This is a genomic window from Stenotrophomonas maltophilia (genome assembly GCF_002799245.1).
In the GTDB taxonomy this organism is placed as follows: domain Bacteria; phylum Pseudomonadota; class Gammaproteobacteria; order Xanthomonadales; family Xanthomonadaceae; genus Stenotrophomonas; species Stenotrophomonas maltophilia_S.
In genome coordinates this window covers 300667-326516 of record NZ_NEQV01000004.1, presented here as the reverse complement: position 1 = coordinate 326516, position 25850 = coordinate 300667, and the positions used below count along the sequence as shown (strand labels likewise).

25 protein-coding genes are annotated in these 25850 nt (G+C 64.0%); 5 read left to right on the top strand and 20 right to left on the bottom strand.

Annotated features, from left to right (window positions below):
- Positions 1-244: 244 nt before the first annotated feature.
- From B9Y64_RS13800 to B9Y64_RS13785, 4 genes are all read left to right on the top strand, one after another.
- Positions 245-748, top strand: coding sequence for a phage tail protein (locus B9Y64_RS13800; RefSeq protein WP_100441190.1), 504 nt, complete (start codon positions 245-247; stop codon positions 746-748).
- Positions 749-762: 14 nt separating this feature from the next.
- The gene (locus B9Y64_RS13795; protein WP_100441189.1) at positions 763-1293 is read left to right on the top strand and encodes a phage tail protein; all 531 of its coding nucleotides are present in this window, start codon (positions 763-765) and stop codon (positions 1291-1293) included.
- A gap of 30 nt (positions 1294-1323) precedes the next feature.
- Positions 1324-1857, top strand: a complete 534-nt coding sequence (locus tag B9Y64_RS13790) for a phage tail protein (RefSeq protein WP_100441188.1) — start codon at positions 1324-1326, stop codon at positions 1855-1857.
- An 83-nt stretch (positions 1858-1940) separates the two neighbouring features.
- Positions 1941-2411: a GNAT family N-acetyltransferase gene (locus B9Y64_RS13785; RefSeq protein WP_238379900.1), complete on the top strand. Its 471-nt coding sequence runs from the start codon at positions 1941-1943 to the stop codon at positions 2409-2411.
- Here the strand turns inward: B9Y64_RS13785 and B9Y64_RS13780 are convergent.
- Positions 2404-2697 carry a DUF6916 family protein gene (locus B9Y64_RS13780; protein WP_049470820.1) on the bottom strand — a complete coding sequence of 98 codons (294 nt, stop codon included), beginning with the start codon at positions 2695-2697 and terminating at the stop codon, positions 2404-2406. The genes B9Y64_RS13785 and B9Y64_RS13780 overlap by 8 nt on opposite strands.
- Before the next feature lie 135 nt (positions 2698-2832).
- On the opposite strand from B9Y64_RS13780, the gene B9Y64_RS13775 reads away from it, so the two are divergent.
- A complete protein-coding gene (locus B9Y64_RS13775; RefSeq protein ID WP_100441187.1) occupies positions 2833-3294 on the top strand; it encodes a YybH family protein in 462 nt (153 codons plus the stop codon).
- Positions 3295-3615: 321 nt separating this feature from the next.
- Here the strand turns inward: B9Y64_RS13775 and B9Y64_RS13770 are convergent, their stop codons facing one another.
- From B9Y64_RS13770 to B9Y64_RS13680, 19 genes are all read right to left on the bottom strand, one after another.
- Positions 3616-3861 carry a DUF2274 domain-containing protein gene (locus B9Y64_RS13770; protein WP_100441186.1) on the bottom strand — a complete coding sequence of 82 codons (246 nt, stop codon included), beginning with the start codon at positions 3859-3861 and terminating at the stop codon, positions 3616-3618.
- Positions 3858-5126, bottom strand: a complete 1269-nt coding sequence (locus tag B9Y64_RS13765; protein WP_100441185.1) for a TrbI/VirB10 family protein — start codon at positions 5124-5126, stop codon at positions 3858-3860. The genes B9Y64_RS13770 and B9Y64_RS13765 overlap by 4 nt, the downstream gene beginning before the upstream one ends.
- Before the next feature lie 2 nt (positions 5127-5128).
- A complete protein-coding gene (trbG, locus tag B9Y64_RS13760) occupies positions 5129-6127 on the bottom strand; it encodes a P-type conjugative transfer protein TrbG (protein ID WP_100441184.1) in 999 nt (332 codons plus the stop codon).
- Positions 6124-6828 (bottom strand): conjugal transfer protein TrbF, encoded by a 705-nt coding sequence (gene trbF, locus B9Y64_RS13755; RefSeq protein WP_100441183.1) that lies wholly within the window; start codon positions 6826-6828, stop codon positions 6124-6126. The genes trbG and trbF overlap by 4 nt, the downstream gene beginning before the upstream one ends.
- 12 nt (positions 6829-6840) lie before the next feature.
- Entirely contained in the window at positions 6841-8220 is a 1380-nt protein-coding gene (trbL, locus tag B9Y64_RS13750; RefSeq protein ID WP_100441182.1) for a P-type conjugative transfer protein TrbL, read from the bottom strand.
- Positions 8217-8501 (bottom strand): hypothetical protein, encoded by a 285-nt coding sequence (locus tag B9Y64_RS13745; RefSeq protein WP_100441181.1) that lies wholly within the window; start codon positions 8499-8501, stop codon positions 8217-8219. Before B9Y64_RS13745 ends, trbL begins: the two co-directional genes overlap by 4 nt.
- 12 nt (positions 8502-8513) lie before the next feature.
- Positions 8514-9269 carry a P-type conjugative transfer protein TrbJ gene (gene trbJ / locus B9Y64_RS13740; RefSeq protein ID WP_100441180.1) on the bottom strand — a complete coding sequence of 252 codons (756 nt, stop codon included), beginning with the start codon at positions 9267-9269 and terminating at the stop codon, positions 8514-8516.
- Entirely contained in the window at positions 9266-11740 is a 2475-nt protein-coding gene (gene trbE / locus B9Y64_RS13735) for a conjugal transfer protein TrbE (RefSeq protein WP_100441179.1), read from the bottom strand. Before trbE ends, trbJ begins: the two co-directional genes overlap by 4 nt.
- Positions 11741-11752: 12 nt before the next feature.
- Positions 11753-12025 (bottom strand): VirB3 family type IV secretion system protein, encoded by a 273-nt coding sequence (locus tag B9Y64_RS13730; RefSeq protein WP_100441178.1) that lies wholly within the window; start codon positions 12023-12025, stop codon positions 11753-11755.
- Positions 12022-12408 carry a TrbC/VirB2 family protein gene (locus B9Y64_RS13725; protein WP_100441363.1) on the bottom strand — a complete coding sequence of 129 codons (387 nt, stop codon included), beginning with the start codon at positions 12406-12408 and terminating at the stop codon, positions 12022-12024. The genes B9Y64_RS13730 and B9Y64_RS13725 overlap by 4 nt, the downstream gene beginning before the upstream one ends.
- Positions 12408-13472: a P-type conjugative transfer ATPase TrbB gene (gene trbB / locus B9Y64_RS13720; RefSeq protein WP_100441177.1), complete on the bottom strand. Its 1065-nt coding sequence runs from the start codon at positions 13470-13472 to the stop codon at positions 12408-12410. The genes B9Y64_RS13725 and trbB overlap by 1 nt, the downstream gene beginning before the upstream one ends.
- Entirely contained in the window at positions 13469-13945 is a 477-nt protein-coding gene (locus B9Y64_RS13715) for a CopG family transcriptional regulator (RefSeq protein WP_100441176.1), read from the bottom strand. The genes trbB and B9Y64_RS13715 overlap by 4 nt, the downstream gene beginning before the upstream one ends.
- Entirely contained in the window at positions 13942-15975 is a 2034-nt protein-coding gene (locus B9Y64_RS13710; RefSeq protein ID WP_100441175.1) for a conjugal transfer protein TraG, read from the bottom strand. The genes B9Y64_RS13715 and B9Y64_RS13710 overlap by 4 nt, the downstream gene beginning before the upstream one ends.
- Positions 15976-16209: 234 nt before the next feature.
- Positions 16210-16488 carry an EexN family lipoprotein gene (locus B9Y64_RS13705; protein WP_057055113.1) on the bottom strand — a complete coding sequence of 93 codons (279 nt, stop codon included), beginning with the start codon at positions 16486-16488 and terminating at the stop codon, positions 16210-16212.
- Complete coding sequence (locus B9Y64_RS13700) at positions 16485-17429, bottom strand: LysR family transcriptional regulator (protein ID WP_024100072.1); 945 nt, start codon at positions 17427-17429, stop codon at positions 16485-16487. Before B9Y64_RS13700 ends, B9Y64_RS13705 begins: the two co-directional genes overlap by 4 nt.
- 681 nt (positions 17430-18110) lie before the next feature.
- Positions 18111-19850 carry an aldehyde dehydrogenase family protein gene (locus B9Y64_RS13695; RefSeq protein WP_080381188.1) on the bottom strand — a complete coding sequence of 580 codons (1740 nt, stop codon included), beginning with the start codon at positions 19848-19850 and terminating at the stop codon, positions 18111-18113.
- Positions 19847-21487, bottom strand: coding sequence for a long-chain fatty acid--CoA ligase (locus B9Y64_RS13690; RefSeq protein WP_057055114.1), 1641 nt, complete (start codon positions 21485-21487; stop codon positions 19847-19849). The genes B9Y64_RS13695 and B9Y64_RS13690 overlap by 4 nt, the downstream gene beginning before the upstream one ends.
- A 159-nt stretch (positions 21488-21646) precedes the next feature.
- Entirely contained in the window at positions 21647-23323 is a 1677-nt protein-coding gene (locus B9Y64_RS13685) for a GMC family oxidoreductase (RefSeq protein ID WP_100441174.1), read from the bottom strand.
- A gap of 67 nt (positions 23324-23390) precedes the next feature.
- Positions 23391-25652, bottom strand: coding sequence for a fatty acid desaturase (locus B9Y64_RS13680; RefSeq protein ID WP_100441173.1), 2262 nt, complete (start codon positions 25650-25652; stop codon positions 23391-23393).
- Between the last annotated feature and the right edge of the window lie 198 nt (positions 25653-25850).

The following is a 25850-nucleotide window of genomic DNA, read 5'->3' as shown; positions in this document are numbered from 1 at the left end:
CGCCTGCCGGCGCGGATGAGAAAGCTGCCGTGGCTCGCGAACGAGCGGCCGCGGTTCCGGTTTTCACCGCCAGATAATCCCTTGCCGCGCCTGGCGACCGCGTCCCCCGGGTACTCCCCCCCGGGCGGCTGCGGGATATTCTCTTACAAATGACAAGACACTTGTCAAGACCCCGGTAAATGCGCAAGAGTGCCGCGACCGGCAGGGGGCCACGTGCCGGCACTAAATCTCAAGGGGAAAACGTATGTCGCAACCCTTTCTCGGGCAGATAATGCCCTTGGCGTTCGCGTTCGCGCCAAGAAGCTTTGCCTTCTGCAATGGGCAGCTGATGCCCATCACGCAGAACCAGGCACTGTTTTCGCTGCTTGGCACGTTCTACGGTGGTAACGGCACGACCAATTTCCAGTTACCCGACCTGCGTAGCCGTACACCTGTCGGCAGCAACGCTGGCAGCGATATCGGCCATTCCGGGGGCGTGGAAAGCGTGGTGTTGAATATTTCCCAGATGCCTGCGCACAACCACAGCTTCAACGGCACGACCAGCCCTGCCAGTACCCGGATTCCGGCCGGCAACGTACTGCTGGGAGCAACCGGCACGCAGAATGTCTATGGCGCTTCCGGCGGTAATCAGGTTGCACTCACGCCTCTCGACCCTGCAGGCCAATCGACGGCGCATTCCAATATGCAGCCCTACCTGGCGATCAATTTCTGCATTGCGCTGCAAGGCGTATTCCCCTCGCGCGGCTGACCGGAGCCACTGCCATGTCACAACCCTTTGTTGGCGAGATCCGCTTGTTTCCCTACAACTTCGCGCCGTTGGGATGGCTCGACTGCAATGGCCAGACATTGCAGATTTCAGAGTACGAAACACTGTACGCCTTGATCGGCACCACCTACGGCGGCGATGGCGCGGTCACGTTCATGCTGCCCAACCTTTCAGGCCGCGTACCGATCCACCAGGGCACCGGTCCAGGGTTGGGAACCTACGTGATGGGGCAGGCCGCAGGCAGTGAATCGGTGACGTTGACCAGCGCCCACCTTCCCGCTCATACGCACGCCTTCAATGCCGTCGATACGGTAGCCAGTTCACCAACACCGGCTTCCAACCTGCAGTTGGGAGCGGTCAGTGGCGAGACGCTGTACACCGACAGTGTCACCGGAATCGCAGGCGGCCTGCTCGCGCCTGCGGCGGTGGGCAATGCGGGCGGCACCCAGCCGCACGACAACACCATGCCATCGCTGGTCGCGCGCTACTGCATCGCGTGGGCCGGCGTGTTCCCCTCGCAGGGCTGACCCACTCCGTTCGGCTACAAGGATTCCATCATGAGCGATCCCTTTACCGGCGAAATCCAGATGTTCGGCTTCAATTTCGCTCCCAACAACTGGGCCATGTGCCAGGGCCAGCTGATTCCCATCCAGCAGAATACAGCGCTGTTCTCGCTGCTTGGCGTAACGTTCGGAGGCAACGGATCCAGCAACTTCCAGCTGCCTGATTTCTCCGGCAATGCCGCCTGCGGGCAGGGCAACGGGCCCGGCCTGACGCCACGCGTCATGGGAGAGCTCTTCGGGTTGGACACGGTCACGTTGCTCTCTCCCCATATGCCGGCGCACTCGCACGGTGCCCGCATCTACAACCAGCCCAACAAGGCCCATCGTAGCGGCGTTCCCGCGGCCAACGATGCGCTGGTCACGCCGGAGAAGGTGTCGATCCTCGCCCCCACCACCACCGCCAACAGCGTCTTCCCGCCCAACACGGTCGGAATGACGGGGGGCACCGCACCGCACCCGAATCAGCAGCCCTATCTCACCGTGAACTTCTGCATCTGCCTGTACGGCAACTTCCCGCAGCGGCCGTGACTGTGAACGTGGCACTGGCCTTTCCTTCGTTGCGGGCGGCCTGGCTGCCCGCAACGAGGGACGGTCTTCCCGCAGGCGTGAGCGTGCGTGAAGCGCAGGATGGCGACCTGCCCTTCCTGCAGCGGCTCTATGCCGAATCGCGTGCGGCCGAGCTGGCCAGCGTGCCGTGGCCCGACGCCTTGCGGCAGGCGTTCCTCGACAACCAGTTCGCGCTGCAGCACCTGCACTACACCCGGCATTACCAGCCCGCACACTATCTGCTGGTCGAGCAGGCCGGACAGCCGATCGGTCGCCTCTACCTGCATTGCGACGAACACGAAGCGACCCTCATCGATATCGCCCTGCTGGACGCCGTGCGTGGCCGTGGCATCGGCTCGGCCCTGGTGCGCTGGGTACAACGCGCGGCGCACGCCGTGCCGCTGCACAGCGTCGTCCTGCATGTCGCCTGGGAAAACCTGGCCGCGCGCAAGCTCTACGAACGGCTCGCGTTCCACACCGAAAGCGATACCGGCAGCCACCTGCGCATGCGCTGGGTGGCGACGGCCGTCAGTTGAACAGCGCCTGGTAGATGAAGCCGGTCCGATCGCGCGCGATCGGTACCAGGAAAATGCCGAACTCGCCGAGCCCGTGGTGGCGCATGGTGTAGGTGCGCTGCGGGAACAGCACCGCCGATTCATTGCGGAACAGCAGCGAGAACGGCGCACGCATCTGGCCTGCGATCTGCCGATCGGGCATCGGCGCGGCTTCCACCAGTACAAAGGGGACACCGGTGTTCTCGATGTCGGCACTGAACGTTTCGTTGAGATGACCTGCGAACTGGTCCAGCTGGAAAAAGTGCATGCGTCCCCTCCCGCGATTGCCGTCGAGCATGCCGAAGCGTCCGCGTGCTTTCAATGGGGCCTGCGCCAGGACCTGCCGGCTGCGGATGGGGGATACTCGCCACTGCGCTCACCGGCGCGCCCAAGGTCTGAGCCGATGCGTATCTGCCTGCTGCTTCTCGCCCTGTCCGGACCGCTGCTGGCCGCCGATGGCCCGCCACCGGCACCGGCTGCCGTTCCCCTGCCGGATGTACCACTGCCCCCTGCATTGGATCGCGTGCTGCGTGACTACGAGCAGGCGTGGCGCACGGGTGACGCCAGGGCGCTGGCCGGGTTGTTCGCCGAGGAGGGGTTCATCCTGCAGAGCAACCGACCACCGGTGCGCGGGCGCAGTGCGATCGAGGCCGCGTATGACGGCCAGGGTGGCAGCCCACTGCGGCTGCGTGCCCTGGCGTACTCGGTGGCAGGCAACACGGGCTACATCATCGGTGCGTACCGCTACGGCAACAACGTGGGCGATACCGGCAAATTCACGCTGACGCTGAAGCGTGAGGGAGATGGGCCCTGGATGATCTTTTCCGATATGGACAATGGCAACGCGCCACCGCGGGCGCGGTGATGGATGCCGCCGGGCATGGCCCGGCGCTACCGAAAAAAACTCCGGCGCGCACATGAAAAATGTCCGCTGTCAAGTCCTTTGTGAAGGCAGACAGCGACACGAAAGGTCATACGGGGCAATAGGTTAGGCTATTTTTCGGTCGCCGCGCGATCTTGCCTCGCTTCGAGCTAGGTGTCGCATAGGCGCATCGCCGTGGAAAGCCAGAGAGCACCGCAGAGGGCACGGTGAGGTCGTCACCACAGCGTCACCTTATCCGACCGTCCTCCAAAGCAAAAGCGCAGCCCATCGGCTGCGCTTTTGCTTGCGGCCTGTCACGCGCCGCTAGGCGGGCTTCTGCGGGCCGGCCTTGGTGCCTGGGCCTCCCTTCTTGAACCCACGATCCCCCGCCATGAACGCCTCTAGCATGTGCGGGATCAACGTCGCCGCATCGACCACTTCGCCATAGGTCTGCGCGTGCAGCGCGGCGTAGCGGTCGAGGTCGGCTTTCAGGCTGGCCGGACACGCAAAGGTCAGCTTGACGCTGGTGGTGGACGGCAACGGCCCAAGGCGTAGTTTTCGTGCGCTCATCGCTGGCCTCCGCGCTGGTAGAACGAGGGCTGGTACGGTCGCAGAACCAAATCGCGGTTGACGATGATCCGCACCGGCAGGCCCGGTCGCTCGGTCAAGGTCGGCTGGATGTTCATGTTGCGCCGGGTCATCTCCTGGCCGACTTGATTGATGCTGTCCTGGGCGCTGTCGCGCCCTGCGATGACGATGCGGTTGCCGTCCTGCCGGTTCTCTGGCGCGGCCAGCTCGGCGCCGACGCCCAGCAGCGTCGTCAGTGCCGCCCCGGCGAAGATGCGGCCCCAGTGGTAGTCCACACTATCTTCCTGCCCGGCATAGCCGGCCGGGTCGGTGCCGACCAGGTTGTCGAGCGTGAGCGAGGACGTGTCCGGCAGGATGATGCGGTTCCACACCACCTGCACGCGGCTCTGTCCGTAGCTGACCTGGCTGTTGTAGCGCCCGAGGATGCGCGAACCCTGCGGGATCAGCAGGAACTTGCCCGTGGCCGTGTCATAGACCGGCTCCGTCACGGTGGCGATCACATCGCCCGGCAAGTCCGACTTGATGCCCGTCACCAGCGCCCCGGCAATGACCGTGCTCGCCATGACCTGATACGGCGACGCGGGCAGCGCCAGATGGCCGGAATTGCGGGTTCCCGTAGAACCACCTTTCAGGAACGCCTCTTTCTGGTCTTGCCGGTTCTGGATGGCGGTCGGATCGGCAGGCTGGGCCGCCATCGAGGCCGGGCCGGTCGCCAGCGGGTCGAAGCCCGCCAAGGCGCTACCCGGCGCAGCCGCAGCGACCTGGACTGCGGCCGGCGCTGTGCCCTTGCCCTGGCCCGAGCGGAAGAACACCGCCGAGGCTGCCGCCGCTTCGGCCTCTTTACGCAAAGCGTCCGCCGGGTCATGCCCAGGCGGCGCATAGGTCGGCGTCACTGGCTGCTGCGAAGCCACGATGGCCGGGCCAAGATCGCCCGGCAGCGGCGGCCCCAACTCGGGCGTCTTCGGCGGCAGCTTGGAGTAGTCGGTCGGCAGGCCGTCCAGCCCTTCGGACTTCGAGACGCGATCGACGTTGTAAAGCTCGGTCTGCTCGCCCGCGCCGCGCTGCTGCGGTTGCAGCGACCAGATCGTGGCCCCGAGCACGGCGACCGAGAGGCCGCCCACGAGCATCGCCAGCGTGCGCCGGTTCAGGCGGGTGACCGGGCGCGGCTGGGCGCGCAGCGCCACCGCTTCGGGCGCGACCTTGCCCGCCTGCGGCGTGGCGAGGTCGGGAGTGTCGTCCTGGCTCATGGTCAGTTCCTCCGTGCCACGCCATCCGTGCGCTCGATCCGCACCACGTCGCCCTTGTCACCTCCCAGGCGCAGCTCGGCCGCGCCAAAGAGGCGATCCACGATGTAGTAAGGCGAGCGGAAGCGATAGTTCACCAGTTGGCCGTCGCCTTCGGCCCCGATCACGAACAGCGGCGGCAGATCGCCCTGCGCAATGCCGGCGGGGAACTGGATATAGACCTTCGCGCCATCGTCGAAGGCGCGCAGCGGCTTCCACGGCGTATTGCTGCCGCTGATCGCGTAGCGAAAGCGCAGGCTCTCCAGCGACAGGCCGCTATCGACCGGCGCGGCGGCACTGGCCGCCTGCGCCTGGCGCTGCAAGGCCAGCATCCGGTCGCGCGGGTACTCCCACGAGACTGACGCCATCCACGTCTTGTCCGTGGAAGTCAGCTCCAGCAAGTACGTCCTGCGGCTGGTGGTGATGACCAGATTGGTTTTCAGGCCCGAGCGGATGGGCTTCACCAGCACGTTCACGCGCAGGTCGGCACCGTTGCCGCTGGACGTGTCACCCACGATCCAGCGCACCGTATCCCCGGCGGCCACCGTCACCAGTTCTTCGCCGGGCTGGAGCGACACCACGGTCACGCGGCCCACGGCCGCATAGACCTGATAGAGCGCGCCATCGGTGAAGGGCCACACCTGAATCGCATTGACGTAGCCCTCGCGCGTGGGCGCGACGCGGGCCTCGGCATTGGCGCGCAAGACGCGCACCTTCTCGTCTGCTGGTTCGGGCGCGGGCTTGGCGTCCTCGGGAACCGGCATCAACTGCGCCGGCATCGGCAGTACCTCTGGCACGGCCACCACCTCCACCGGCGCGGGCGGCTCGGGTAGCGGCTGGGCCTGCACCGGCTCATCGAGCAAGATGGTCGGCGGTGGCTTGCCCTGCGTGGCGCAGCCCGAGAACAGGACAGCCAAGGCAAGCAGGGTCAACGGCAATGCGGTTTTACGGAAAACATCATTCATGGCTTTGCTCCTTCGGAAGAATCCAGTTCGCGGCTCCACGACAGGCCGTTGACGTAGATGCCAAGCGGGTTCTTGCGCAGGCGTTCTTCGGTGCGCGGCGGCTGGAGCACGATGGACACCACGGCCGTCCACCGCTCCAGGCCCGCCGCAGCGCCATTGACGTAGCGGCGTTCCGTCCAGCGCACGTTGAAAGACGTGTCGCTGGCACGCACGACGCTGGTGATCTGCACCGTCACCGATTCCTTGCCGATGCGTGCGAACGGGTCGTTGACCCGCGCGTAGTCGTTGAGCACGGCCGCGCCCTTGTCGGTCGTGTAGTCGTAGGCGTCCAGCCAGTTCTGGCGGACGACGATGGGGTCGATGGACAGCGAACGCACCAGCGTTACGAAGCGCGCGATGTGGTGCGCCGTCTGCGCATCGCCCGGCCGGTACGGCGTGGCGGCTTCACCCACGGCGCGCACCTGGCCCGCGTTGTCCACCTCCACGACGTAGGGCGTCACGATGGACTGCGCCGAGCGCCACACCAGGCCGCCGGCCATCAGCAGCGCGAGCGTCAGGCACCCGAACGCCATCAAGCGCCAGTTCTTCGCCTGCACGCGCGGCGAGCCGATACGGTCGTCCCACACCTGGCCGGCAGCTTGGTACGGCGTGGCAGGCTGCGGCGTTTCGGCGTAGCGCACCTGCGGTCTCTTGAATCGCATGGTCAGTTCTCCTTATGAATCGGAATCGCGCAGGCTCGGCCCTTGGCCGGAGCCGCCGCCATCGCCACCGCGCAGCGTGTGGGCGGCGGTGGTCGCGGCATGGGTGAGTTGCTGGCGGCGTTGCAGCCGGTTGGCCCAAGCGGGTTGCTCGGGCGGCTGCGCAGCGGCGGCACCGGCGGCACCGGCGGGGGCGGCACCTGTGGCGGCCTGGCCGGCCGACGTGCCAGCGTCACCATTCCAGCCCTCGCGGAACGGCGCGGCCATGCGCTGCCCGGCAGCGGAAGCGCGGGATGCGGCAGCGCGTCCGGCAGACTGCGCGCCGGTCTTGGCGACGTTGCCCAGGCCCGCCATCGCACCCTTGGCGCCGCCGCCAGCGGCGGTGGAACCGGCCTGGAACGCCGACTTCGCGCTGCCAGCCGCCGACGTGGCGGCACGCGCGCCGCTGCCGGCCAGCTTGGCGGCGGCCGGGGCCATGCGGGCACCAGCGGCCACCGCACCGCCCACGCCCGTCGCGGCAGCACCGACGGCCACCGCCGTTCCGGCTGCGCCGACGGCGGCGCCGGCCATCGCGCCCGCGCCGAGCTGGGGCGCACCGGACACGAGGCCCGTGGCGATGCCGGGGCCGAAGATCCCCAGCGCCAGCAAGGTGAGCGAGGCCAGCATGATGACCAGCGCGTGGTCGATGGACGGCTCGGCGGAATGGACTTGGAACTGCGCGAACAGGCCCGAGCCTATGCCGACGATCACGGCCAGCACCAGCACCTTGACGCCGGCGGACACCACGTTGCCCAGCACCTTCTCGGCGAGGAATGAGGTCTTGTTCCACAGCGCGAACGGCACCAGCACGAACCCGGCGAGCGTGGTCAGTTTGAACTCGATCAGCGTGATGAAAAGCTGGATCGCCAGCACGAAGAAGCACAGCAGGACGATCAGCCAGGCGAGGAACATCACCACGATGGGGTCGAGGTTCACGAACACCTCGGGGAAGCCGGCCATCTCGCCGATCTGTTCCAGAATCGGTGCCCCGGCGTCTATGCCGGTCTTGGCGAGCCGGCCCGGCTGCAAGAAGTTCTCCATCGTGATGGCCGAGCCGGTGGCGGTGATGCCCAGCCCCGCGAACGAGCGGAACACGATGCTGGCCAGCCAGTTGAAGTTGTTGAGGATGTAGGCGAAGGCACCGACGTAGAGCACCTTGCGCAGCAGCTTGGCGATCACGTCATCGCCCTGGCCGGTGGCGTGGCTCATGGCCCAATACAGGCCGGCGATCGTCATGTCGATCACGATCAGCGTGGCCGAGAGGAATGCCACTTCGCCGCGCAGCAGACCGAAACCCGAGTCGATGTAGGTAGCGAAGGTGTTGAGGAACTGGTCAATGATGGTCACGTCATTCATCGCGCGCCCTCCGGTTCCTCGAAGCTGGGCGGGATCGGCGGCAGGTCGGCCAGCGTCCGGTATTCATCCGGCCCGGCCTCGCCGGAAAAGAAGCGCCGCCGGAAGGCTTCGGCGGCGGCGCGGCAAGCGTCCTCGCCCGTGGCCAGCCGGTCGGCCGCGCATTGCACGCGCAATGCCTTGAGCCGCGCGGGATCGGCGGCCAGGGCATTGGCGAGGTTGTCGGCCGGCTGCTCGCCGCAGGCGGCCAGCAGCACGGCACCAAGGACGAGGACGCATCGCATGTCGGCCTCCCGTCAGTCGCGGTAGAAGTTGACGGACTGCGGCGTGTACGGCGTGCCTTCCCCGAGAAAGCGCCGCCGCACTTCGCGGGAGCGCTCGGCCGCCGCCGCCTGCCGCGCCAGCTCCAGCGAGGCCGCGCGGTCTTGCGTGATCTGTAGCCGCTGCGACTGGATCGACTGCTTGGCCTGTAAGGCGAGCAACTGGTTCATGGCCTGCATTGCCTGCAACGCGCCCTCGGCCGACTGGCTCTTGCCCACGAGGTCGGCCAGCACGCTTTCGTCGTCGCTCAGGTTCTGCGACGCCTGGGCTTGCATCTGCATGGTGGTCTGCAAGCCGTTGAGCGTGTTCTTCCAACGCTCCTGCGCATCGAGGTACATCTGATTGCCGCTCACCGTGGCGGCGTACTTCTCGGGATACAGGCGGGCGAACTCGCGGTCGATGCTCGTCACGTCGTAGGCCAAGCCCTTGGCTTGCGCGATCAGCCGCTGGGTGGTCGCCAGGTTCGCGCGCAACTGGCCCACCACGCTGGACGGCAGGCTGGCCAGGTTGCGCGCCTGGTTGATGAGCATCTGCACTTCGTTCTGGAGCTGGCGGATCTGGTTGTTGATCTGCTCCAGCGTGCGAACGGCGGTCAGCGTGTTCTGCACCAGATTGGTCGGGTCGAGCACGATGTCGCCGACGCCGAACAGCGCGTGCGCGGGCTGCGCGATGCCGAAGGCGAGCAAGCAAACGACGGTCAGTGCGGCGAGCTTTGGGGTATGCAGTTTCATGGCTGGTTCTCCTGTGGGTGGTTGGCGGTACGGAGGGAGCCCGGCGCGAGGCCGGGGAACGAGGGCAACAGATCGGCCGCCCAATCGAGGCCGCGATGGCGCAGCCAAGCGGCTGCGAACGGGGAAGACGCTGCGGAGCTGGCATCGACTACGGCGAGCACCGCATCCATGTCGCGCTGGTCTTGCGGCGTGGATGCGCCCGCGAAGGCCAGCGTCGCCGGCCCCAGGTCGAGGTCGAACAGGCGGTTGCCGAGGCGGGATTGGTAGTAGTAGTCGCGCTTGGGCTGCGCGGTGGCGACGATTTCGATCTGGCGGCTGTTGAGGCCGAAGCCCTGGTAGATCGTGCGAATCTGCGGCTCGGTCGCCTGCGGGTTCGGCAGGAAGATGCGGCTCGCGCAGCTTTCGATGATCGCGGGCGCGATGCTCGAATCCTTGATGTCGGCCAGCGACTGCGTGGCGAAGATGACGCTGACGTTCTTCTTGCGCAGCGTCTTGAGCCACTGGCGGATGCGCGCGGCAAACACCGGGTCATCGAGGAACAGCCAGGCTTCATCGAGGATCAGTAGCATGGGCGCACCGTCAAAGCGTTCATCGAAACGCGCAAAGAGGTAATGCAGCACGGCCATGACGGCGGCCTTGCTGTGCATCAGTTCCTCCATCTCGAAGCACTGCACGTCGGCCATGCCCAGCCGGTCGTGGTCGGCGTCCAGCAGCTTGCCGTGAGCACCGCCGAGCACATAGGGCGCGAGCGCCTGGCGCAACGCGTTGGACTGCAAGAGGACGGACAGCCCGGTCATCGTGCGCTGCTCCACCGGCGCACCGGCGAGGCTGCCGAGTGCCGACCAGATGGCGGCCTTCTCGTCGGGGCCAACTGCTACGCCTTCGTGTAGTAAGCGGCCTTCGATCCATTCGGCCGCCCAGGTGCGGTAGCCTTCGCGGTCGATACGGGCAAGCGGCTGGAAGGCGATTTCGCCATCCGTGCCCAGGTCGTAGTGCTCGCCTCCCAGCCCGAGGATCGTGGCGCGCATCGAGCGCCCCATGTCGAAGGCGAAGATGCGCGAGCCGCGATAGCGGCGGAACTGCATCGCCAGCGTGGCAAGCAACACCGACTTGCCCATGCCGGTCGGGCCGGCGACCAGCGTGTGGCCCACGTCGCCGATGTGCGTCACCAGCCGGAACGGCGTCGCGCCATCGGTGCGCGTGACGATCAGCGGCGGGCCTTCGAGGTGGTCGTTCTTCTCCGGCCCGGCCCATACCGCCGACACCGGCATCAGGTGCGCCAGGTTCAGCGTCGAGACGATGGGCTGGCGAACATTGGCGTAGGCGTTGCCCGGAATGGACGACAGCCACGCATCCACGGCATTGAGCGTTTCGGGGATCGTGACGAAGCCGCGCCCTTGGATGACACGCTCCACCATGCGCAGCTTCTCGTCGGCTGCGCCGGCGTCCGCGTCCATGACGGTGACGGTCGCCGTCAGATAGCCGAAGGCGACTTGATCGCTGCCCAGCTCTTGCAAGGCCGCATCCGCGTCGGCAGCCTTGTTGCTGGCGTCGGTATCGACCAGCGGGCTTTCTTGTTGAAAGATCGTTTCGCGTAGCAGCGCGATGACGTTTTTGCGCTTGGCAAACCACTGGCGGCGCAGGCGAGCGAGTTCTTTTTCCGCCTCGGATTTGTCCAGGCACAGGAAGCGCGTACTCCAGCGATACGCAAATCCCAGGCGGTTGAGGTCGTCCAGAATCCCCGGCCAGGTCGAGGTCGGGAAGCCCCGCACCGTCGCCACGCGCAGGTGCTGGTCGCCCAGCATCGGGGCCAGCCCGCCAACAAGGGCAGAATCCGCCAGCAGTGCGTCGATGTGGAACGGCACCTCGGGCACGGCCACGCGATAGCGCCGCGTCGAAATGGTCGAATGCAGATAGGTCAGTGTCTGGCTGTCATCCAGCCAGGCGATCTCCGGCATCACGCCATCGAGCAGGTCTAAGACCCGTTCGGTCTCCGCCATGAAGGCGGTCAGGCGCTCGCGCCAGTCCACGCCTTCGGTGGGACGGTTCTCATACAACATGCCCGCCGCGCGGGCGCGGGATTCCTCGGGCGGCTGGTACACCAGCGTCAGATGGTAGCCGCTCTCGAAATGGTTGCCCGATTCCTCGAACGCTGCACGGCGTTCCTCGTTCACCAGCCACGACAGCGCCTCGGGAAACTCGGAGTGCGGGTAGTCGGCGGCGGCGCGGCGCTCGGCTTCGATGAACAGCGCCCAGCCCGAATCCAGCCGGCGCAGTGCGTTGTTCAAGCGTGCCGACGTGGCGATCAGCTCGCCTTGCGTGGCGCTGTCGAGGTCAGGCCCGCGAAACCGCACCGTGCGCTGGAAACTGCCGTCCTTGTTCAAGACGACACCCGACGCGACCAGCCCGGCCCAGGGCAGCCAGTCGGCCAGCAGCGCGGGCCGCTGGCGGTATTCGGCAAGGTTCAGCATGGCGGCGTCCCCTCACACGTCCAGCAGTGGGCGGTGCTTGATGTGCCGGGCGAACACGGCCATGAACTGCGGATCGACACGCGCACCCCATACCGCCAGCGAATGGCCGACGATCCAGAGCGCGAAGCCAGGAATCCACAGTTGCAGGCCCAGCCCGACGGCGGCGGCCAGCGTGCCGTTGGTAATCGCCACGGTGCGCGGTGCGCCGCCCAGCAGGATCGGCTCCGTGAGCGAGCGATGCAGCGGAACCTCGAACCCAGCCGCGAAGGTATCGGGCGCGTTCATACGACCGCCCCGCCCGAGAAGCTGAAGAACGACAGGAAGAACGAGGACGCGGCGAATGCGATGCTCAAGCCGAACACGATCTGGATCAGCTTGCGGAAGCCGCCCGACGTGTCACCGAACGCGAGCGCAAGGCCCGTGGCGATGATGATGATGACTGCGACGATGCGCGCCACCGGCCCCTGGATGGATTCGAGGATGGATTGCAGGGGGCCTTCCCACGGCATCGAGGAACCGGCGGCCTGAGCGGTTCCGGCCAGGAACAACAGCAGTGCGGCCAGCAGCAGTCCTTGCGCCGTAGGGCGGGCCAAGCTGCGCAGCCGCGCGAGGCCGGACAGGTTGAAATGCGGATTTACGGAAACACGGAAAGCATGGGCGTGCGTCATCATGGAAGTTCTCCAGAAAGGTCGAGGGATAGGGATGGCGCCGCAGCGGGTGCGGCATCGGGAAGTGGCGGCAGCTCGGGAAACGGCGTCTCCAGCGCGTCCGCCCCCCAATCCACCAGTCGGTAGCCCACGCCATCGAAGCCGACGACGCGGGCGATGCTCTCGATGCGGCGCTTGCGTCCGCGTCCGGCAATGTGGATCACCACATTGACCGCCTCGGCGATCAGCGCACGCGGCGGGTTCACCGCCACTTCGAGAATCAGTTGCTCCATGCGCAGCAGCGCGCCCAGCGCGGAACCCGCGTGGATCGTGGCGATGCCGCCGGGATGGCCGGTGCCCCACACCTTGATGAGATCCAGCGCCTCGGCGCCGCGCACCTCGCCGACGACGACGCGATCAGGCCGCAGGCGCATGGACGAACGCACCAGCTGGGTCATGGACACCACGCCGGAGCGCGTGCGCAACGGCACGTGGTCGCGGGCCGCACATTGCAGCTCGATCGTGTCTTCGAGCACCAGCACGCGGTCGCCCGTGGCGGCTATCTCGGCCAGCAGCGCGTTCGCCAAGGTCGTCTTGCCGCTGCTCGTCGCCCCGGCGATCAGCACGTTCTGGCGCTCGCGCACGGCCCGCACCAGAAAGCCCGCCTGGGCGGCGGTCATCATTCCCTCCACGACGTACCGCTCCAGCGGAATCACGCCGATGGCACGCTTGCGCAGCGCAAAGGCCGGCCCCGGTGCAGCGGGCGGCAAGATGCCCTCGAAGCGTTCGCCGGTTTCGGGCAGCTCGGCGGACAGCAGCGGCTGGCCGCGATGCACCTCCGCGCCGACATGGGCAGCGACCAGGCGAATGATTCGCTCGCCATCCGCTTCGGGCATTTCCACGCCCATCGGCGCGCGGCCCGAGGACAGGCGATCCACCCAAAGGGTGCGATCCGGGTTGAGCATGATTTCCACCACGTCGGGGTCTTCGAGCGCGGTGGCGATCAGCGGCCCCATTGCCGTGCGCAGCATCTGGATGCGCCGGTCGAGCGACGTGGCGCTCATGGATTGGGGAACTGCGCTCATGACGCACGCTCCTGCGCTTCTGTGGCTGCCGCCGCGTCCTCCATCCGTACCGGATCAGGATGCAGTTCTTCCACTACGTCACGCACGAGGCTTCGCCCGCGCAGCAGGTGGCGACCAAGCTGCTCCACGAACTGCTCGAAGCGCGCTTTGCCCTGGGCGCGCGCTGCCTCTTGGTGCGCCTCGGGAACCGGCGTGCTGACCGTGAGGTAGTAGCGGATGAACAGCGCCAGCGTTTCGATGGCGATGTTCTGGTCGCGCTCCATACGCTCGGCCTGGCGCGACAGGCGATCCAGCCGCTTGGCGATGGCCGCCTCGCGCTGGTCGGCGGCATCGGGCGACAGCCAGGACGCCAAGGCGGCAGCGACGATGCTGGATTTGGACACGCCTTTCTTGGCGGCCAGTTCGTCGAGCCGCTGGGCGTGCTCGGGCTGGATAAAGAGATTCAGGCGATAACTTGAACGATGTGGGCTCATAGTTCGATTCCATCGTTGGGGTCGAGGGATGCCAGCCGGGCCGTGCGCTGCATGGCCGTATCGAGCTGGCGAGGAAGGGGAAGCGGCAGGTCGTCGTCGTCATCGAGCAGCCCGAGGTCGGCCGCGGGTGCGGCTTGCTCGGGGTCGTAGGCGACTGCCTCAGTTAGCTCGGGCTGGCGGCGCGGGCCGCCGTCGTCGGCCGTTCCCAGGTGCTCCAGGCCATCGGCGGATGCCGTGGCCGGTGCGGCAGGCGTCGGCGGAATCGCCAGGCCACTCCAGTCGTCAGCGCGTACCGGAGGAACATCGGCATAGCGCCCTGGACTGGACGCTGTGGCGAGCGCAGGCGGCGACAGAACGCGCCGCTTGAAGTTGGCGTCGGCGTAGTAGCGCAGCTTCTTGGCCCTGATCGGCGCCACGCTCGACACCATCACCACGGCTTCGTCGGGTGGTAGCTGCATGACTTCGCCCGGCGTGAGCAGCGGGCGGGCCGTTTCCTGCCGCGACACCATGAGGTGCCCCAGCCACGGCGCGAGGCGATGGCCCGCGTAGTTGCGCTGCGCGCGCAGCTCGGTCGCGGTGCCCAGCGTCTCGGAAATGCGCTTGGCCGTGCGTTCGTCGTTGGTGGCGAACGTCACGCGCACATGGCAGTTGTCGAGGATCGAATGGTTCTGCCCATACGCCTTGTCGATCTGGTTGAGCGACTGCGCGATGAGGAAGCTGCGGATGCCGTAGCCCGCCATGAAGGCCAAGGCCGTCTCGAAGAAGTCCAGGCGCCCGAGCGCCGGAAACTCATCGAGCATCAGCAGCAGCTTGTGGCGGCGCTCGATGCCATCGCTGCCGTCGAGTGATTCGGTGAGCCGCCGCCCGATCTGGTTGAGGATCAAGCGGATCAGCGGCTTCGTGCGCGAAATGTCCGAAGGCGGCACTACGAGGTACAGCGATACCGGGTGCTCGGCGGAAATGAGGTCTGCAATGCGCCAGTCGCAGCGCGACGTGACTTCGGCCACCGTAGGGTCTCGGTACAGGCCGAGGAACGACATGGCGGTGGACAGCACGCCCGAGCGCTCGTTGTCGCTCTTGTTGAGCACTTCGCGCGCCGCAGAGGCCACCACCGGATGCGGGCTTCCACCGTTCCCGTTCATCAGGTGGGGCGTGGTCATCATCCGGTGCAGGGTCAGCTCGAAGGGACTGGCCGGATCGGAGAGGAAGTTGGCGACGCCGCGCAGCGTCTTGTCTTCGCCCGCATACAGAACATGCAGGATGGCGCCCACCAGCAGCGCGTGCGAAGTCTTCTCCCAATGGTTGCGCTTCTCCAGCGCGCCTTCGGGATCGACCAGAATGTCCGCGATGTTCTGCACGTCGCGCACCTCATGCGCGCCGCGCCGCACCTCCAGCAGCGGGTTGTAGGCCGCCGACTTCGCATCCGTGGGGTTGAACAGCAGGCAATGCGAGAAGCGCGAGCGCCAGCCGGCGGTGATCTGCCAGTTCTCGCCCTTGATGTCATGGACGACGGCGGACGCGGGCCAGGAAAGCAGCGTTGGCACCACCAGGCCGACACCCTTGCCGCTGCGCGTCGGCGCGAAGGTCAGGACGTGTTCCGGGCCTTCGTGGCGCAGGTACTGGCGGTCGTGCTGGCCGAGGAACACGCCGGCCGGCTGCGTGAGGCCCGCCTTGCGAATGTCCTCCGCGTTGGCCCAGCGGGCCGAGCCGTAGGTGGTGACGAGGCGTGATTGGCGCGAGCGCCAGATCGACATGCCGATGGCGACCAGCACAGCGACAAGGCCGCTGCCGCCGGCAAACGCACCGCCGATGTCGAAAACACGGGGCGCGTAGGCGTCGAAGAAGAACCACCACTCGAACAACCGCCACGGGTGGTAGATCGGCGTACCCAGGAAATCAAACCAGGGCGAGCCAAGGCGTAGCTGATAGCCCAGAGCGGCGGCTGTCCATTGCGTGGCGCTCCAGACGCCAGCGATCACGATGCCGAATACCACGGCGATCTGACCGAACAGTACGTTCGTCCCTTGCATGACCTTGCCTCCGATTTCTCCTGCGCTGATTCCTCATGGGAAAAGCGGCACAAGGGCGTGCCGCAACCGTCAGGATCGGTGTCAGGTCAGTGCCGGTCAAAGACCGTTTCAGGCAGAAAGATCGAGCAAAAGGAAAGAATTCGTGAAGCGGCGAGTCAAAGAAAAACGCCACAAGCACTGGCGCATTGCAGCGTGTTGAGAAAATAATGAGGTGATGCGGCTAACCGCCAACAGTCAGAACTTCGGCGATTCTTTCGGTGGCGCGTACGGGGTTTCGCCGTCGCCATAGAACCGCTTGCGCGTGGCTTCGGCGACCCGGTTGCACAGAAGGTCACCCAACTTGGGGCGGCCGGCTTTGCATTGCCGCCGCAGCTCCTTGAGCCGTTCGGGGTTGGCTGCCAGTTCTTTCACCGTTGGAATGCTGACCTCTGAGACGGCGGCCTTTTGAGGCGTCTCGGACTGGCCGCAGGCTGTCAGGGCTGCCACGAACAGGAAGGGGATGATCTTCTTCACGGCCTCGGTTCCTCCGGTGGATCGGGATGGAGGTCCGGTATGGGCCCGGGCGACTCCGGTGACTCGACGGCCTGCACGCGCTCAATGAACCGCGCCAGCACATCGGACGAGTTGCCTTCGAGACGCAGCAGGTAAGTTGTCAAAGGCGGCACGCGCGATGCCAACGGCCGGGCCACGACGCCAGGCTCGCGATTGGCAGCAATGCGTGCGGCACCGACCAGTCCCAGCGCGAAGCCGGCTGATACCAGGGCCATCATCAGGTCAGTGGATGCCACCCGCTCTGCAATCAGTGGCTCCATATCCGCGCGGCGTAGCACCCGCTCAACGTGCTTGGCATGGCCTTCACATGCCTGTGGATCGCACAAGACCAACGGATAGCGCAAAAGTTCGTCTAAAGGAATGCGCTTATGTGCCAGTAGGGGGTGCCGAGCGGGCACTGCCACTATCAGCGCATCGCTCCAAGCGGGCACGGAAACGATGCCATTGCCAACTTCGTTGGACTGGGCGAACCCTACGTCATAGAGATCGTCATGCAGCCCTTTGATCTGCTGCGACAGCGGCACCTCGAAGAGGCGAATCTCGACCTCAGGTTCTTCTTGGCGACAAAGTACAAGCAAAGCGGATAGGCGCGACAGCGTGATACCGTCGGACAGAGCCACGCGCAGTTGCCTGTGAAAGCCATTGGCTGCCGCTTTCACGCTGTCACGCGCTTGTTCCAAGGCAGCAAACACGCGACGCACGTGCTCAAGGAACAGATTCCCGGCTCGGGTTAGCCGCGTGCTGCGTGTGGTACGAGCAAACAAAATCACGCCTAGTTCTTCTTCCAGTTCCTTGATGGCGCGCGATAGCGGCGACTGCTCGATATACAATCGCTCGGCGGCGCGGGCGAAGTGGAGTTCTTCGGCCACAGCCAGAAAGCAGCGCAAATGACGAAGTTCCATATCCCGTTCCTCACTAGGTGACTGGCAAAGCCTTGTGGTGATGCATGGCCGAGTGACCTGCCCCAACGCGTGCATTGCCTTCGATAAGTTCTACTTCGTTGCCCACGTCACAAGCGATGTTGACTAGACGCCTCACCTTGGACAGAAGATCCAACCGGATCTCGAGGGCTCATGCTGGGCGTTGATCAGAGACCGCATCCGCCTGTCCGCCTTCCTACGGGCCGATCTGAGCAGCCTCATCACCCAAGTTGCGACCAAGCGCACGGCGCGCGAGCCTTTACCGAAAGCGGCTGCACGAGTTCCCCGTTCGGAAGCAGACCATCGTCGCGTGCGAGATGCGCACCCAGTGGTACACGACCTTCATGCGCTCCGGGGTTGAGCCGAGGAGGGGCGCTTGTCTGATCCGCAAACATTTCGAGGACATCGTTGCCTAGACGTAAGTCCGTCAGACCAACGGCTTCTTCCATGCGGCTAAGCGCAAGGCGCGCGTCTACCCGCTTCGCCACCAGGTGAACCGTATTCTTCCTGAGCACAGGCAAGCCCAACTTCGTTCAGATAGGCCCGCAACTGCTTAACCCACGCAAAGTCGGAAAGAGTCTGTAGCGAAAGAGCCCTTGATTCACCTCCAGACTTGCTTGGGTAAACTGAAAATCCTTTCAAATTGGTATGAATTTCTCGCCGTCACCCACGCAGGGCGTTGACGAAAATCCTCGGCAGCTTGGTCCAGCTGGGTTTGAACTGGAAGTCGGTCAAGAGACGGCCAATCACATCTTGCCGCCGGTTCGTGATGAACCAAGGTGGCCGAGGAAGGAGCGTTGGATGCAGTGAGAGCAGACTGCGAGGGAATGGTCGCCATGGGGCGGATATGACGGTACGCTCCGTTCCTTCAAGCATGAACGAGTTATGTACCGTCCCAATACCAGATTGCGGATCGCGCGACGACCCTCCGGGAAATCCTCCCCAGGGGCAGGGTGCAAGCAGAAATCCCAATCCGGTCCAAGCATTAACGGCGATGGTGCCGTAGCGCAGCTTTTGAAGCAGTTCTTCGAAGCGTTGACGACCGATCTCTCGCACAGTCTTGGGGTGAATCAGAATATTTGCCCCCAGACTGCCGTACAAGCGGTCATTAGCGTACACAACGGCTGATTCAAGGTATGACCCCGCATCTTCATATTCGAAGGATTTCATTGCTAACGCCGTGCCGAAGATTTCGTGCTGCGCCAGCCAGGACTCATCGCCCCGATCCATGTTCGCAAGAACGCACGCGGGTGCACGAAGCCCACGGTCGATCGCATCCGAACCCCCAGCGTGGGCAGCAAATTCCTCAATGCGCTGCTGGTTGCCAGGGTAGTAGGCCTCCCGCTGGCCGTAGCGCGACATGACATTGGATATAGCAGACAAAAGTTTGTCCGTATGTTGCCAGCCACGAGGTACTATTAGGGTTTGGCATGCCACGCAGTTAAAGCCGGAGTTGTGCAACTTGTGAGTTGCTATCTGTTCGGCTTGAAAGCGGATGTCGGCGGTCGACCACGGCCCGGGCACCACAATGGTGGGGCAAACTGCGCCTAGTTCGGACGTGATCTTTCGGTGGTTCTTCGGTGTATTCGCGGCCTTATTGCGTGCGCCTTCTTCTCCGATGCCCCAAACGATGGCATCGTGGGTGGCCTTGGCGCCGGTGATGTGAATTTCCTCCACCAGCGGATGCTCGCACAAGTAGGCCCCCACAGCGCCATCGCCGCGAACGATGCGTAGTGCGTTGCATTCGATCAGGGGCCGCAGGGCTGCATTGAGATAGTCGGTCAGGTAGTCGTTGACCGGATTCATCTTCAGCAGAACCACCTGGTTTTCGATAAACAGCTTCTGAAATGCATCGAGAGGCGAGATGGCCGCGATGTTTCCTGCCCCCAAGACTAGGGCCACCTTACCGCGCCGCTGTTCGGGAGCGATGTCATAGGCGACCGCAGCATGTTGAGCGAGACTGGCCTCGGAGATTCCCTTTTGCATCCAGACTTCAGCTGAGACCCCGGATAGGAGCAACCGATCCCAGATCGAATGGGGCAGAACTCTAACCGCCAATAGCCCATTCTTGAGGTGGCGCAAGGGCAGGTGATTGAGGTATTCCTTTCTATCAATGGCACCGAGTGTCTGCATCAACCCGTTGCAGGCGCCCATGAGGGCGTAGGGGCCGGAGAGCCATTCCTCCCCGGCCAGCGGCGATGCATGCGGAATGCGCTTCTTCCGGGCAGCTGTCTCCGCCCACCCCTGCGCAACCTGCATCAGCGCCGGCTTGATGCGGCCGAGGATAGCAATCCGATCCGCGACCGAGGTTTTTGCCCAGTGGTGCTTGGCCCCATCCAGTGCCTGCAAGTCCTGATCCAACAGGGCCTGAATATCGAAATTTGGGAGAGCGGTACCCGTCACTGCGTGCTCTCCCTGGTACTTCCGGCCAGGAGGCCGCCATAGGCTTCGCGGAGCCTGTTCTTGAACACCTTCCCAGTGCCACTGAGTGGCAACGCGTCAATGAAGACGGCTTTGTCGGGGATCTGCCAGTCCGGCAAACGTCCTTTGAAGAAGGCCAGAAGGTCCGCTTCGGACACATTCGCGCCTTCCTTTTTCACGGCGACCAGAACCGGTCGTTCGTCCCACTTCGGGTGGGGCACGCCGATTGCCGCCGCATTGGCGATGGCAGGATGTCCGATAGCGATGTTCTCGATATCGACCGATGAAATCCACTCTCCACCAGACTTGATGATGTCCTTGGCGCGGTCGCGGATGACCATATAGCCGTTGGCATCAAGCGTTGCTATATCACCGGTGTCGAACCAGCCATCACTGGTCAGCGCACTGGATTCGGCGCCGAAGTAGCTGCTGACGATCCAGTGCCCCCTGATCTGTAGTTTGCCCGGGGATTTGCCGTCGTTCGGCAAGACTGCGCCGCCGTCATCGACCACGCGCAGCTGAACGCCGTAGGGTGGTCGTCCCTGCCCCAGTCGCACTTCGCTCTGCCGCTGAGGATCAAGATGAATGTGGCGAGCCAGTGGTTGATTCAGGGTGCCCAGCGGGCTCGTTTCGGTCATGCCCCAGGCATGGATCAGTTCGACACCGAACTCGTCCCGGAACGCGGCGAACATCGACGGCGGCAGTGCCGCGCCGCCAACGATGGTGCGTTTCAAGCTTTTGGGCTTGGTGCCGCGCGCCCTCAACGCCGCCAGCAGTCCCATCCAGATCGTGGGAACGCCAAGTGCCAGACCGACTTCCTCGTCGTCGATCAGGGTGGCGAGACTTGGGCCGTCAAGGTTCGGGCCAGGCAATACCAGTTTCGCTCCCTGCGCCGCCGCAATGTAGGGCACTCCCCAGGCGTTGACGTGAAACATGGGAACAACCGGCATGACAGCATCGCGGGCCGAAACGCCAATGCCGTCCGGGCTGTTGCCCGCCAACGCATGCAGCACCGTGGAGCGGTGGCTGTAAAGCACACCCTTCGGATGTCCCGTAGTGCCGGAGGTGTAACACAACGACGAAGGTAGATCCTCGTCAATGCTCGGCCACGGGTAGTCGGCGTCGCCCGATGCGACCACCTCGTCGTAGAACCGCAAGCCATCCAACATGCCCGATGCCTCCTCATCGCGTGGCCCCATGAGAATGACATGTTTGACGGTGCTCAATGCCGACCGAAGCTTGGCGACAATGGGCAGAAAGGTCCGGTCGATGAACAGCACCTGATCATCGGCGTGGTTGACGATGTAGATCAGGGTTTCGGCGGACAGGCGCGGATTGACCGTGTGGCACACCATGCCCGCGCCGGAAACGCCATAGTAAATTTCCAAATGTCGCCGATTGTTCCATGCAATGGTCGCGCAGCGCTCGCCCGATTGCACGCCCAGCTTGGCCAGCGCTGACGACAGGCGTCGCGCATTGATCTCGACTTGACCCCAAGTCGTGTGTTCGATCCCGCCCGTGGTGTTGACGGAAACGACTGGCGTATCGGCATGGTAACGCGCAGCATGGGCGATGAGACTGGAGACGAGCAAAGGCTCGCGCATCATTTTTCCGAGCATTTTTCTACTTTCTTTCAGAATTGGTGTTTGAGGCCGACGTCGACAACAAGAGGATTGAGGCGAATGGAGACTGAAGTAGACGGTCCACCAAGCGCAGGCAACGTGCCAGCGGCCTTTAAGAGGTTTTTCTATTGGTATGCAAGAAGTAATACACCAGATTTACCTGAGGAGTGCGCTCTCGTATGCTTGGCGTTCGTTCTTTCGGGAAGTCTGGGCTGGGTGTCCATGTGCTCGTTTAATGAGGTCCGCAGTCCTCTCGGCGATCATGATGGTTGGCGCGTTGGTGTTGCCGCTGATCAAAGTCGGCATGATGGAGGCATCGACGACGCGCAGCCCTTGAATACCATGTACCTTCAGCTCCGCATCGACCACGGCCATTGGGTCCACGCCCATCTTGCAGGTGCCGACCGGGTGGTAAATGGTGTCGGAGCGGTCTCGAATGAGCTGGGCCCATTGCGCATCACTCATGCCATCGGTAACGCCGAACAATTCGCGCCCACGGTACTTGGCCAAGGGGGATGCCAGCATGATCTCTCGCATGGCCTTGGCCCCTTGGACCAGGAGCTTCACGTCACGCTCGTCAGACAGGAAGCGTGGATCGATTCCAGGGTCGTCCAGCGGGTTGGGTGATTGCAAGAATACCTCGCCACGCGAGTAAGGGCGCAGATTGCAGACGTGGCACGAGTAACCATACCCGATATGCAGTTTGCGCGCGTGGTCGTCCACGATCGAGATCACGAAGTGCAGTTGCAAATCCGGCCGATCCACGTCAGGGGCGCTCTTGAAGAATGCGCCACCCTCGGCAAATGGGGTGGCAAGCATGCCGCTGCCATCCTTGCGCCAACTTGCAATGTGGCCCAGCATGTCCACTGACCCTTTGAGTCCGATGCCGAAGTTGTCAGTGTCCTGGGAGGTGTAGGCCAGAATGAAATCCAGGTGATCCTGCAAGTTCTGGCCCACACCGGGCAACTCATGCACCATGCGGATGCCGTGATGGGTGATGTCTTCCGGGCGCCCGACGCCGGACAGTTGAAGAATCTGCGGTGAACCAAAGGCGCCGGCAGCCAGAATGACCTCCCGCCCGGCTCTGACCTCGTGTTCGGCACCGCTGGCATGGTAGGCCACGCCCACGGCGCGCTTGCCCTCGAAGAGGATCCGGCTGGCGCGGGTATTTGTCTTGATCGTGAGATTCGGCCGTTGCCCCCGCAGAGGATGCAAGTATGCGGCTGCCGCGGAGCAACGCTCGCCTCGGCGGGCGGCATCGTGGAATTGCGTGACCTGATACAAGCCAACGCCTTCGTTGTCCCCATCATTGAAATCGGCACGAAACGGAATGCCGCGCTGCTTGGCTGCCTCAATGAACGCAAGCGTGATCGGCCTGGGGCTACGTTGCTCGGACACTTGCAAAGGTCCGCTCCCGCCATGGAGTTTGCTCGCTCCACGCTCGTTGTTCTCTGCCTTCAGGAAATACGGCAGCACCGAGTCCCAGTCCCACCCATCACACCCCAGATCGGCCCATTGATCGTAGTCCTGGCGCTGGCCCCGGACGTAGAGCATGGCGTTGATGGCCGAAGATCCGCCAAGGGCGCGGCCCCGCGGTTGATAGCCCAGCCGACCATTGAGGTGCGGCTGAGGTACCGTGTTCAATGCCCAGTTATTGATCTTGCCCTTGCCAGGCATCATGGCCGCCGTTCCTGCCGGCATGCGGACGACCAATGAGTCGCCTTGTCCGCCCGCTTCAAGCAGGCAAACACTGATGCTGGAATCTTCACTCAGCCGCGAGGCCAGGGTGGCGCCGGCAGAGCCGCCGCCTACGATGATGTAATCGAAATTCATAAAATCCCACTGCGGAGCCGAGGTGGCTCCGCATAGAAAGAAGGGGGTGGAGGGGTAGCGGCCGTGTTCAGTCAGCCGCCAATTCCTTGTTCCATTGGCGTGGGTCGTAGCGCCGCAATGCCTTCAGGCCGCTTTTCTGGTTTGCACGCAGCGCCAACACCCTCTCCTCTGGCGTGGCGTAATGCCGATCCCACTCCACGATCTTGGGGACCATGATTCGCTGCCAAAGCGGCGGGAGCAGCGTCAGCAGTATCGTGCTGAGGTAGCCAGCGACCATCGTCGGGGCCTCCGGCAACGGCATCAAGTTCTGGTAAGGCACCTCGCCTTGGGCATGGTGGTGCGAATGCCGACTGAGATTGAACATGGCCCAGGAACTCATTCTGGCATTGGTATTCCATGAGTGCCGTAGTTGTACAGCCTGATCGGGAGCGCGCACCATGCCGTAATGCTCCATGTAGTTCACGATTTCCAGCAGCGATTTTCCGAACAGCGCACTGCCGGTAAATCCAAGCACGCCGATCCATCCCGCCATCCAGTAGGCGATGGCCACGAGCACCGCACTCATGAGCAAGCCGCGGATATAGGCGTTGTGGATGGAGATCACCGGAAGATGCTTGCGCTTGAGGCGTTCAGCTTCGATGCGCCAGGCGCTGACGTTGCCGCGAATGGTGGACATCACGATGTGTAGATACACATTGCGGCCTCGCGGGGCCGTGGCCGGGTCATGCTCGGTGGATACATAGCGGTGATGCCCGTAGACATGCTCGATGGCGAATCCCACGTCGTAGCTGAAAGACAACAACCAACGACCAATGAACATCGAGACCGGTTCCCAAGTGCGATGCGTCAACTCGTGCGCCGTGATCGTTCCCAGGACACCGATCATGAAGCCGGTAAATACGCCGCCGGCGAGGTGGTGCCAAAAGCCCGTTGCCTCCCGGGCGGCCAGTATGTCGTATTGGGTGAGATGGGTCACCCACGCGCCGAATCCCAATGGATCACCGGAAGAAAGCGTCCAGACGTAGGCGAATACGATCAGCGCCACCAGGGGCAGGATGAACCACAGTTGCACCGTCAGAATCCACGGTGATTTGTATTTGGGCGTTCGGGTGTCGTGGCCCAACAGCGCATCGCCGCCAATGTAGAAGATGAGAAAGCCGAGCAGCCCCAAACTGGTGTAGACGCCGCCCGCCAGAATGGACGCCACAGCACCGATCCCCACCCCATGCAAAAGAAAGAACTTCAGATAGTCCAAGATATTGGCTGGCACACGCTCAACAGTGGGCAAGCCGACAGCGCCGTAGAACCCGGTGTGGAGCTTGGGGGCCTGATCGACGAAGCGGTCCGCGTGCAAATTCGTGTCTGCAATACCACGCTGGCGCAGGGCGGCGATGGCCGAGTCGATCATGGCTGGTGGGCCACACAGATAGGCCGACGTGGCACCCCCAAGCAGTTCTGGAATGTGCTCCGTCACCAAGCCAGTGCGCCCGTCCCAGGGCGACGAAGGGTCAGCCGCGGACAGCACCGGCACGAACCGGAAGTTCGGCCAAGCTTTTTCGTAGGCTGCCATCTCGTCGAGCGCGTACAAATCCTTCTGGCTCCGAGCGCCAAACAGTACCGTCACCGGCCGCATGTCGCCCGAGCGCTTCATGTCTTGAAGCATCGCGAGGATGGGTGCCAAGCCGCTGCCACCGGCCACCATAAGGACTGGCTCCCGGCCCGGGCGCATGTAGAAGTGACCGCCGGGACCGCGCACGGTGACCGACTCGCCCACCTGCGCCTGGTCCACGAGATGCCCGGACACCCGCCCCCCCGGCACACGGCGCACCGTGAAACTCACTTGGCGATCATTGCCAGGCGCGGTCGAGAACGAATAGCTGCGAGGGGCATCCGCCATCGAGGACAGCGTGACCTCTGCAAACTGGCCGGCGCGATAGCGGATTGGCGTGTCCAGTCGAAGGTCGATTCTCGCGATGTCGTGAGTCAGCATTTGCTTGCCGACGATCACGCCCTTGACCGGAGGGCCATCGATCGCGCCCTCCCGATCCAGCTCGATTTTCACATCGCTGCGCAGGCGGCTCTGGCAGGCCAGTATGAACCCGTCGGAGATTTCCTTCTCCGTCAGCAGGTACGCCGTCTCGGTCAGTTCGTCAACCTTGCCGCTCTTGAGCTTGCACTTGCAAGTCCCGCAGCCGCCGACGCGACAGATGGAGGGAATGTTGATGTTCTGGCGTTGCGCTGCCTCCAGCAAAGTCTCATCGGGCTCGACGGTGATGGTCTGCCCGTTTATCTCCGCCTGGTGCAAGCTTCTTCCGTGAAGAAAATTCATCGCAGTTGTCTCCTAATGAATGTTTTTTTGCTTTTTTATTAGACTTCGCCACCACTTTCTGTCGCAAGCGCATAAACTGACAAACATGGTGCATTTCTTGCCAAGCACCTGTCGCTACGTGTAGGATCGTTTTGATAGTCATCAGAGGAAGAAGGCTGAGGAGCCTGTCGGACTCCTCAGGGAGGCCACCGGCCGGCA

What these genes read in the sequence shown, in the direction of transcription:
- B9Y64_RS13800 (WP_100441190.1), top strand. Translation starts at nt 245, where the DNA reads ATGTCGCAACCCTTTCTCGGGCAGATAATGCCCTTGGCGTTCGCGTTC.
- B9Y64_RS13795 (WP_100441189.1), top strand. Translation starts at nt 763, where the DNA reads ATGTCACAACCCTTTGTTGGCGAGATCCGCTTGTTTCCCTACAACTTC.
- B9Y64_RS13790 (WP_100441188.1), top strand. Translation starts at nt 1,324, where the DNA reads ATGAGCGATCCCTTTACCGGCGAAATCCAGATGTTCGGCTTCAATTTC.
- B9Y64_RS13780 (WP_049470820.1), bottom strand. Translation starts at nt 2,697, where the DNA reads ATGCACTTTTTCCAGCTGGACCAGTTCGCAGGTCATCTCAACGAAACG.
- B9Y64_RS13775 (WP_100441187.1), top strand. Translation starts at nt 2,833, where the DNA reads ATGCGTATCTGCCTGCTGCTTCTCGCCCTGTCCGGACCGCTGCTGGCC.
- B9Y64_RS13770 (WP_100441186.1), bottom strand. Translation starts at nt 3,861, where the DNA reads ATGAGCGCACGAAAACTACGCCTTGGGCCGTTGCCGTCCACCACCAGC.
- B9Y64_RS13765 (WP_100441185.1), bottom strand. Translation starts at nt 5,126, where the DNA reads ATGAGCCAGGACGACACTCCCGACCTCGCCACGCCGCAGGCGGGCAAG.
- trbG (WP_100441184.1), bottom strand. Translation starts at nt 6,127, where the DNA reads ATGAATGATGTTTTCCGTAAAACCGCATTGCCGTTGACCCTGCTTGCC.
- trbF (WP_100441183.1), bottom strand. Translation starts at nt 6,828, where the DNA reads ATGCGATTCAAGAGACCGCAGGTGCGCTACGCCGAAACGCCGCAGCCT.
- trbL (WP_100441182.1), bottom strand. Translation starts at nt 8,220, where the DNA reads ATGAATGACGTGACCATCATTGACCAGTTCCTCAACACCTTCGCTACC.
- B9Y64_RS13745 (WP_100441181.1), bottom strand. Translation starts at nt 8,501, where the DNA reads ATGCGATGCGTCCTCGTCCTTGGTGCCGTGCTGCTGGCCGCCTGCGGC.
- trbJ (WP_100441180.1), bottom strand. Translation starts at nt 9,269, where the DNA reads ATGAAACTGCATACCCCAAAGCTCGCCGCACTGACCGTCGTTTGCTTG.
- trbE (WP_100441179.1), bottom strand. Translation starts at nt 11,740, where the DNA reads ATGCTGAACCTTGCCGAATACCGCCAGCGGCCCGCGCTGCTGGCCGAC.
- B9Y64_RS13730 (WP_100441178.1), bottom strand. Translation starts at nt 12,025, where the DNA reads ATGAACGCGCCCGATACCTTCGCGGCTGGGTTCGAGGTTCCGCTGCAT.
- B9Y64_RS13725 (WP_100441363.1), bottom strand. Translation starts at nt 12,408, where the DNA reads ATGACGCACGCCCATGCTTTCCGTGTTTCCGTAAATCCGCATTTCAAC.
- trbB (WP_100441177.1), bottom strand. Translation starts at nt 13,472, where the DNA reads ATGAGCGCAGTTCCCCAATCCATGAGCGCCACGTCGCTCGACCGGCGC.
- B9Y64_RS13715 (WP_100441176.1), bottom strand. Translation starts at nt 13,945, where the DNA reads ATGAGCCCACATCGTTCAAGTTATCGCCTGAATCTCTTTATCCAGCCC.
- B9Y64_RS13710 (WP_100441175.1), bottom strand. Translation starts at nt 15,975, where the DNA reads ATGCAAGGGACGAACGTACTGTTCGGTCAGATCGCCGTGGTATTCGGC.
- B9Y64_RS13700 (WP_024100072.1), bottom strand. Translation starts at nt 17,429, where the DNA reads ATGGAACTTCGTCATTTGCGCTGCTTTCTGGCTGTGGCCGAAGAACTC.
- B9Y64_RS13690 (WP_057055114.1), bottom strand. Translation starts at nt 21,487, where the DNA reads ATGCTCGGAAAAATGATGCGCGAGCCTTTGCTCGTCTCCAGTCTCATC.
- B9Y64_RS13685 (WP_100441174.1), bottom strand. Translation starts at nt 23,323, where the DNA reads ATGAATTTCGATTACATCATCGTAGGCGGCGGCTCTGCCGGCGCCACC.
- B9Y64_RS13680 (WP_100441173.1), bottom strand. Translation starts at nt 25,652, where the DNA reads ATGAATTTTCTTCACGGAAGAAGCTTGCACCAGGCGGAGATAAACGGG.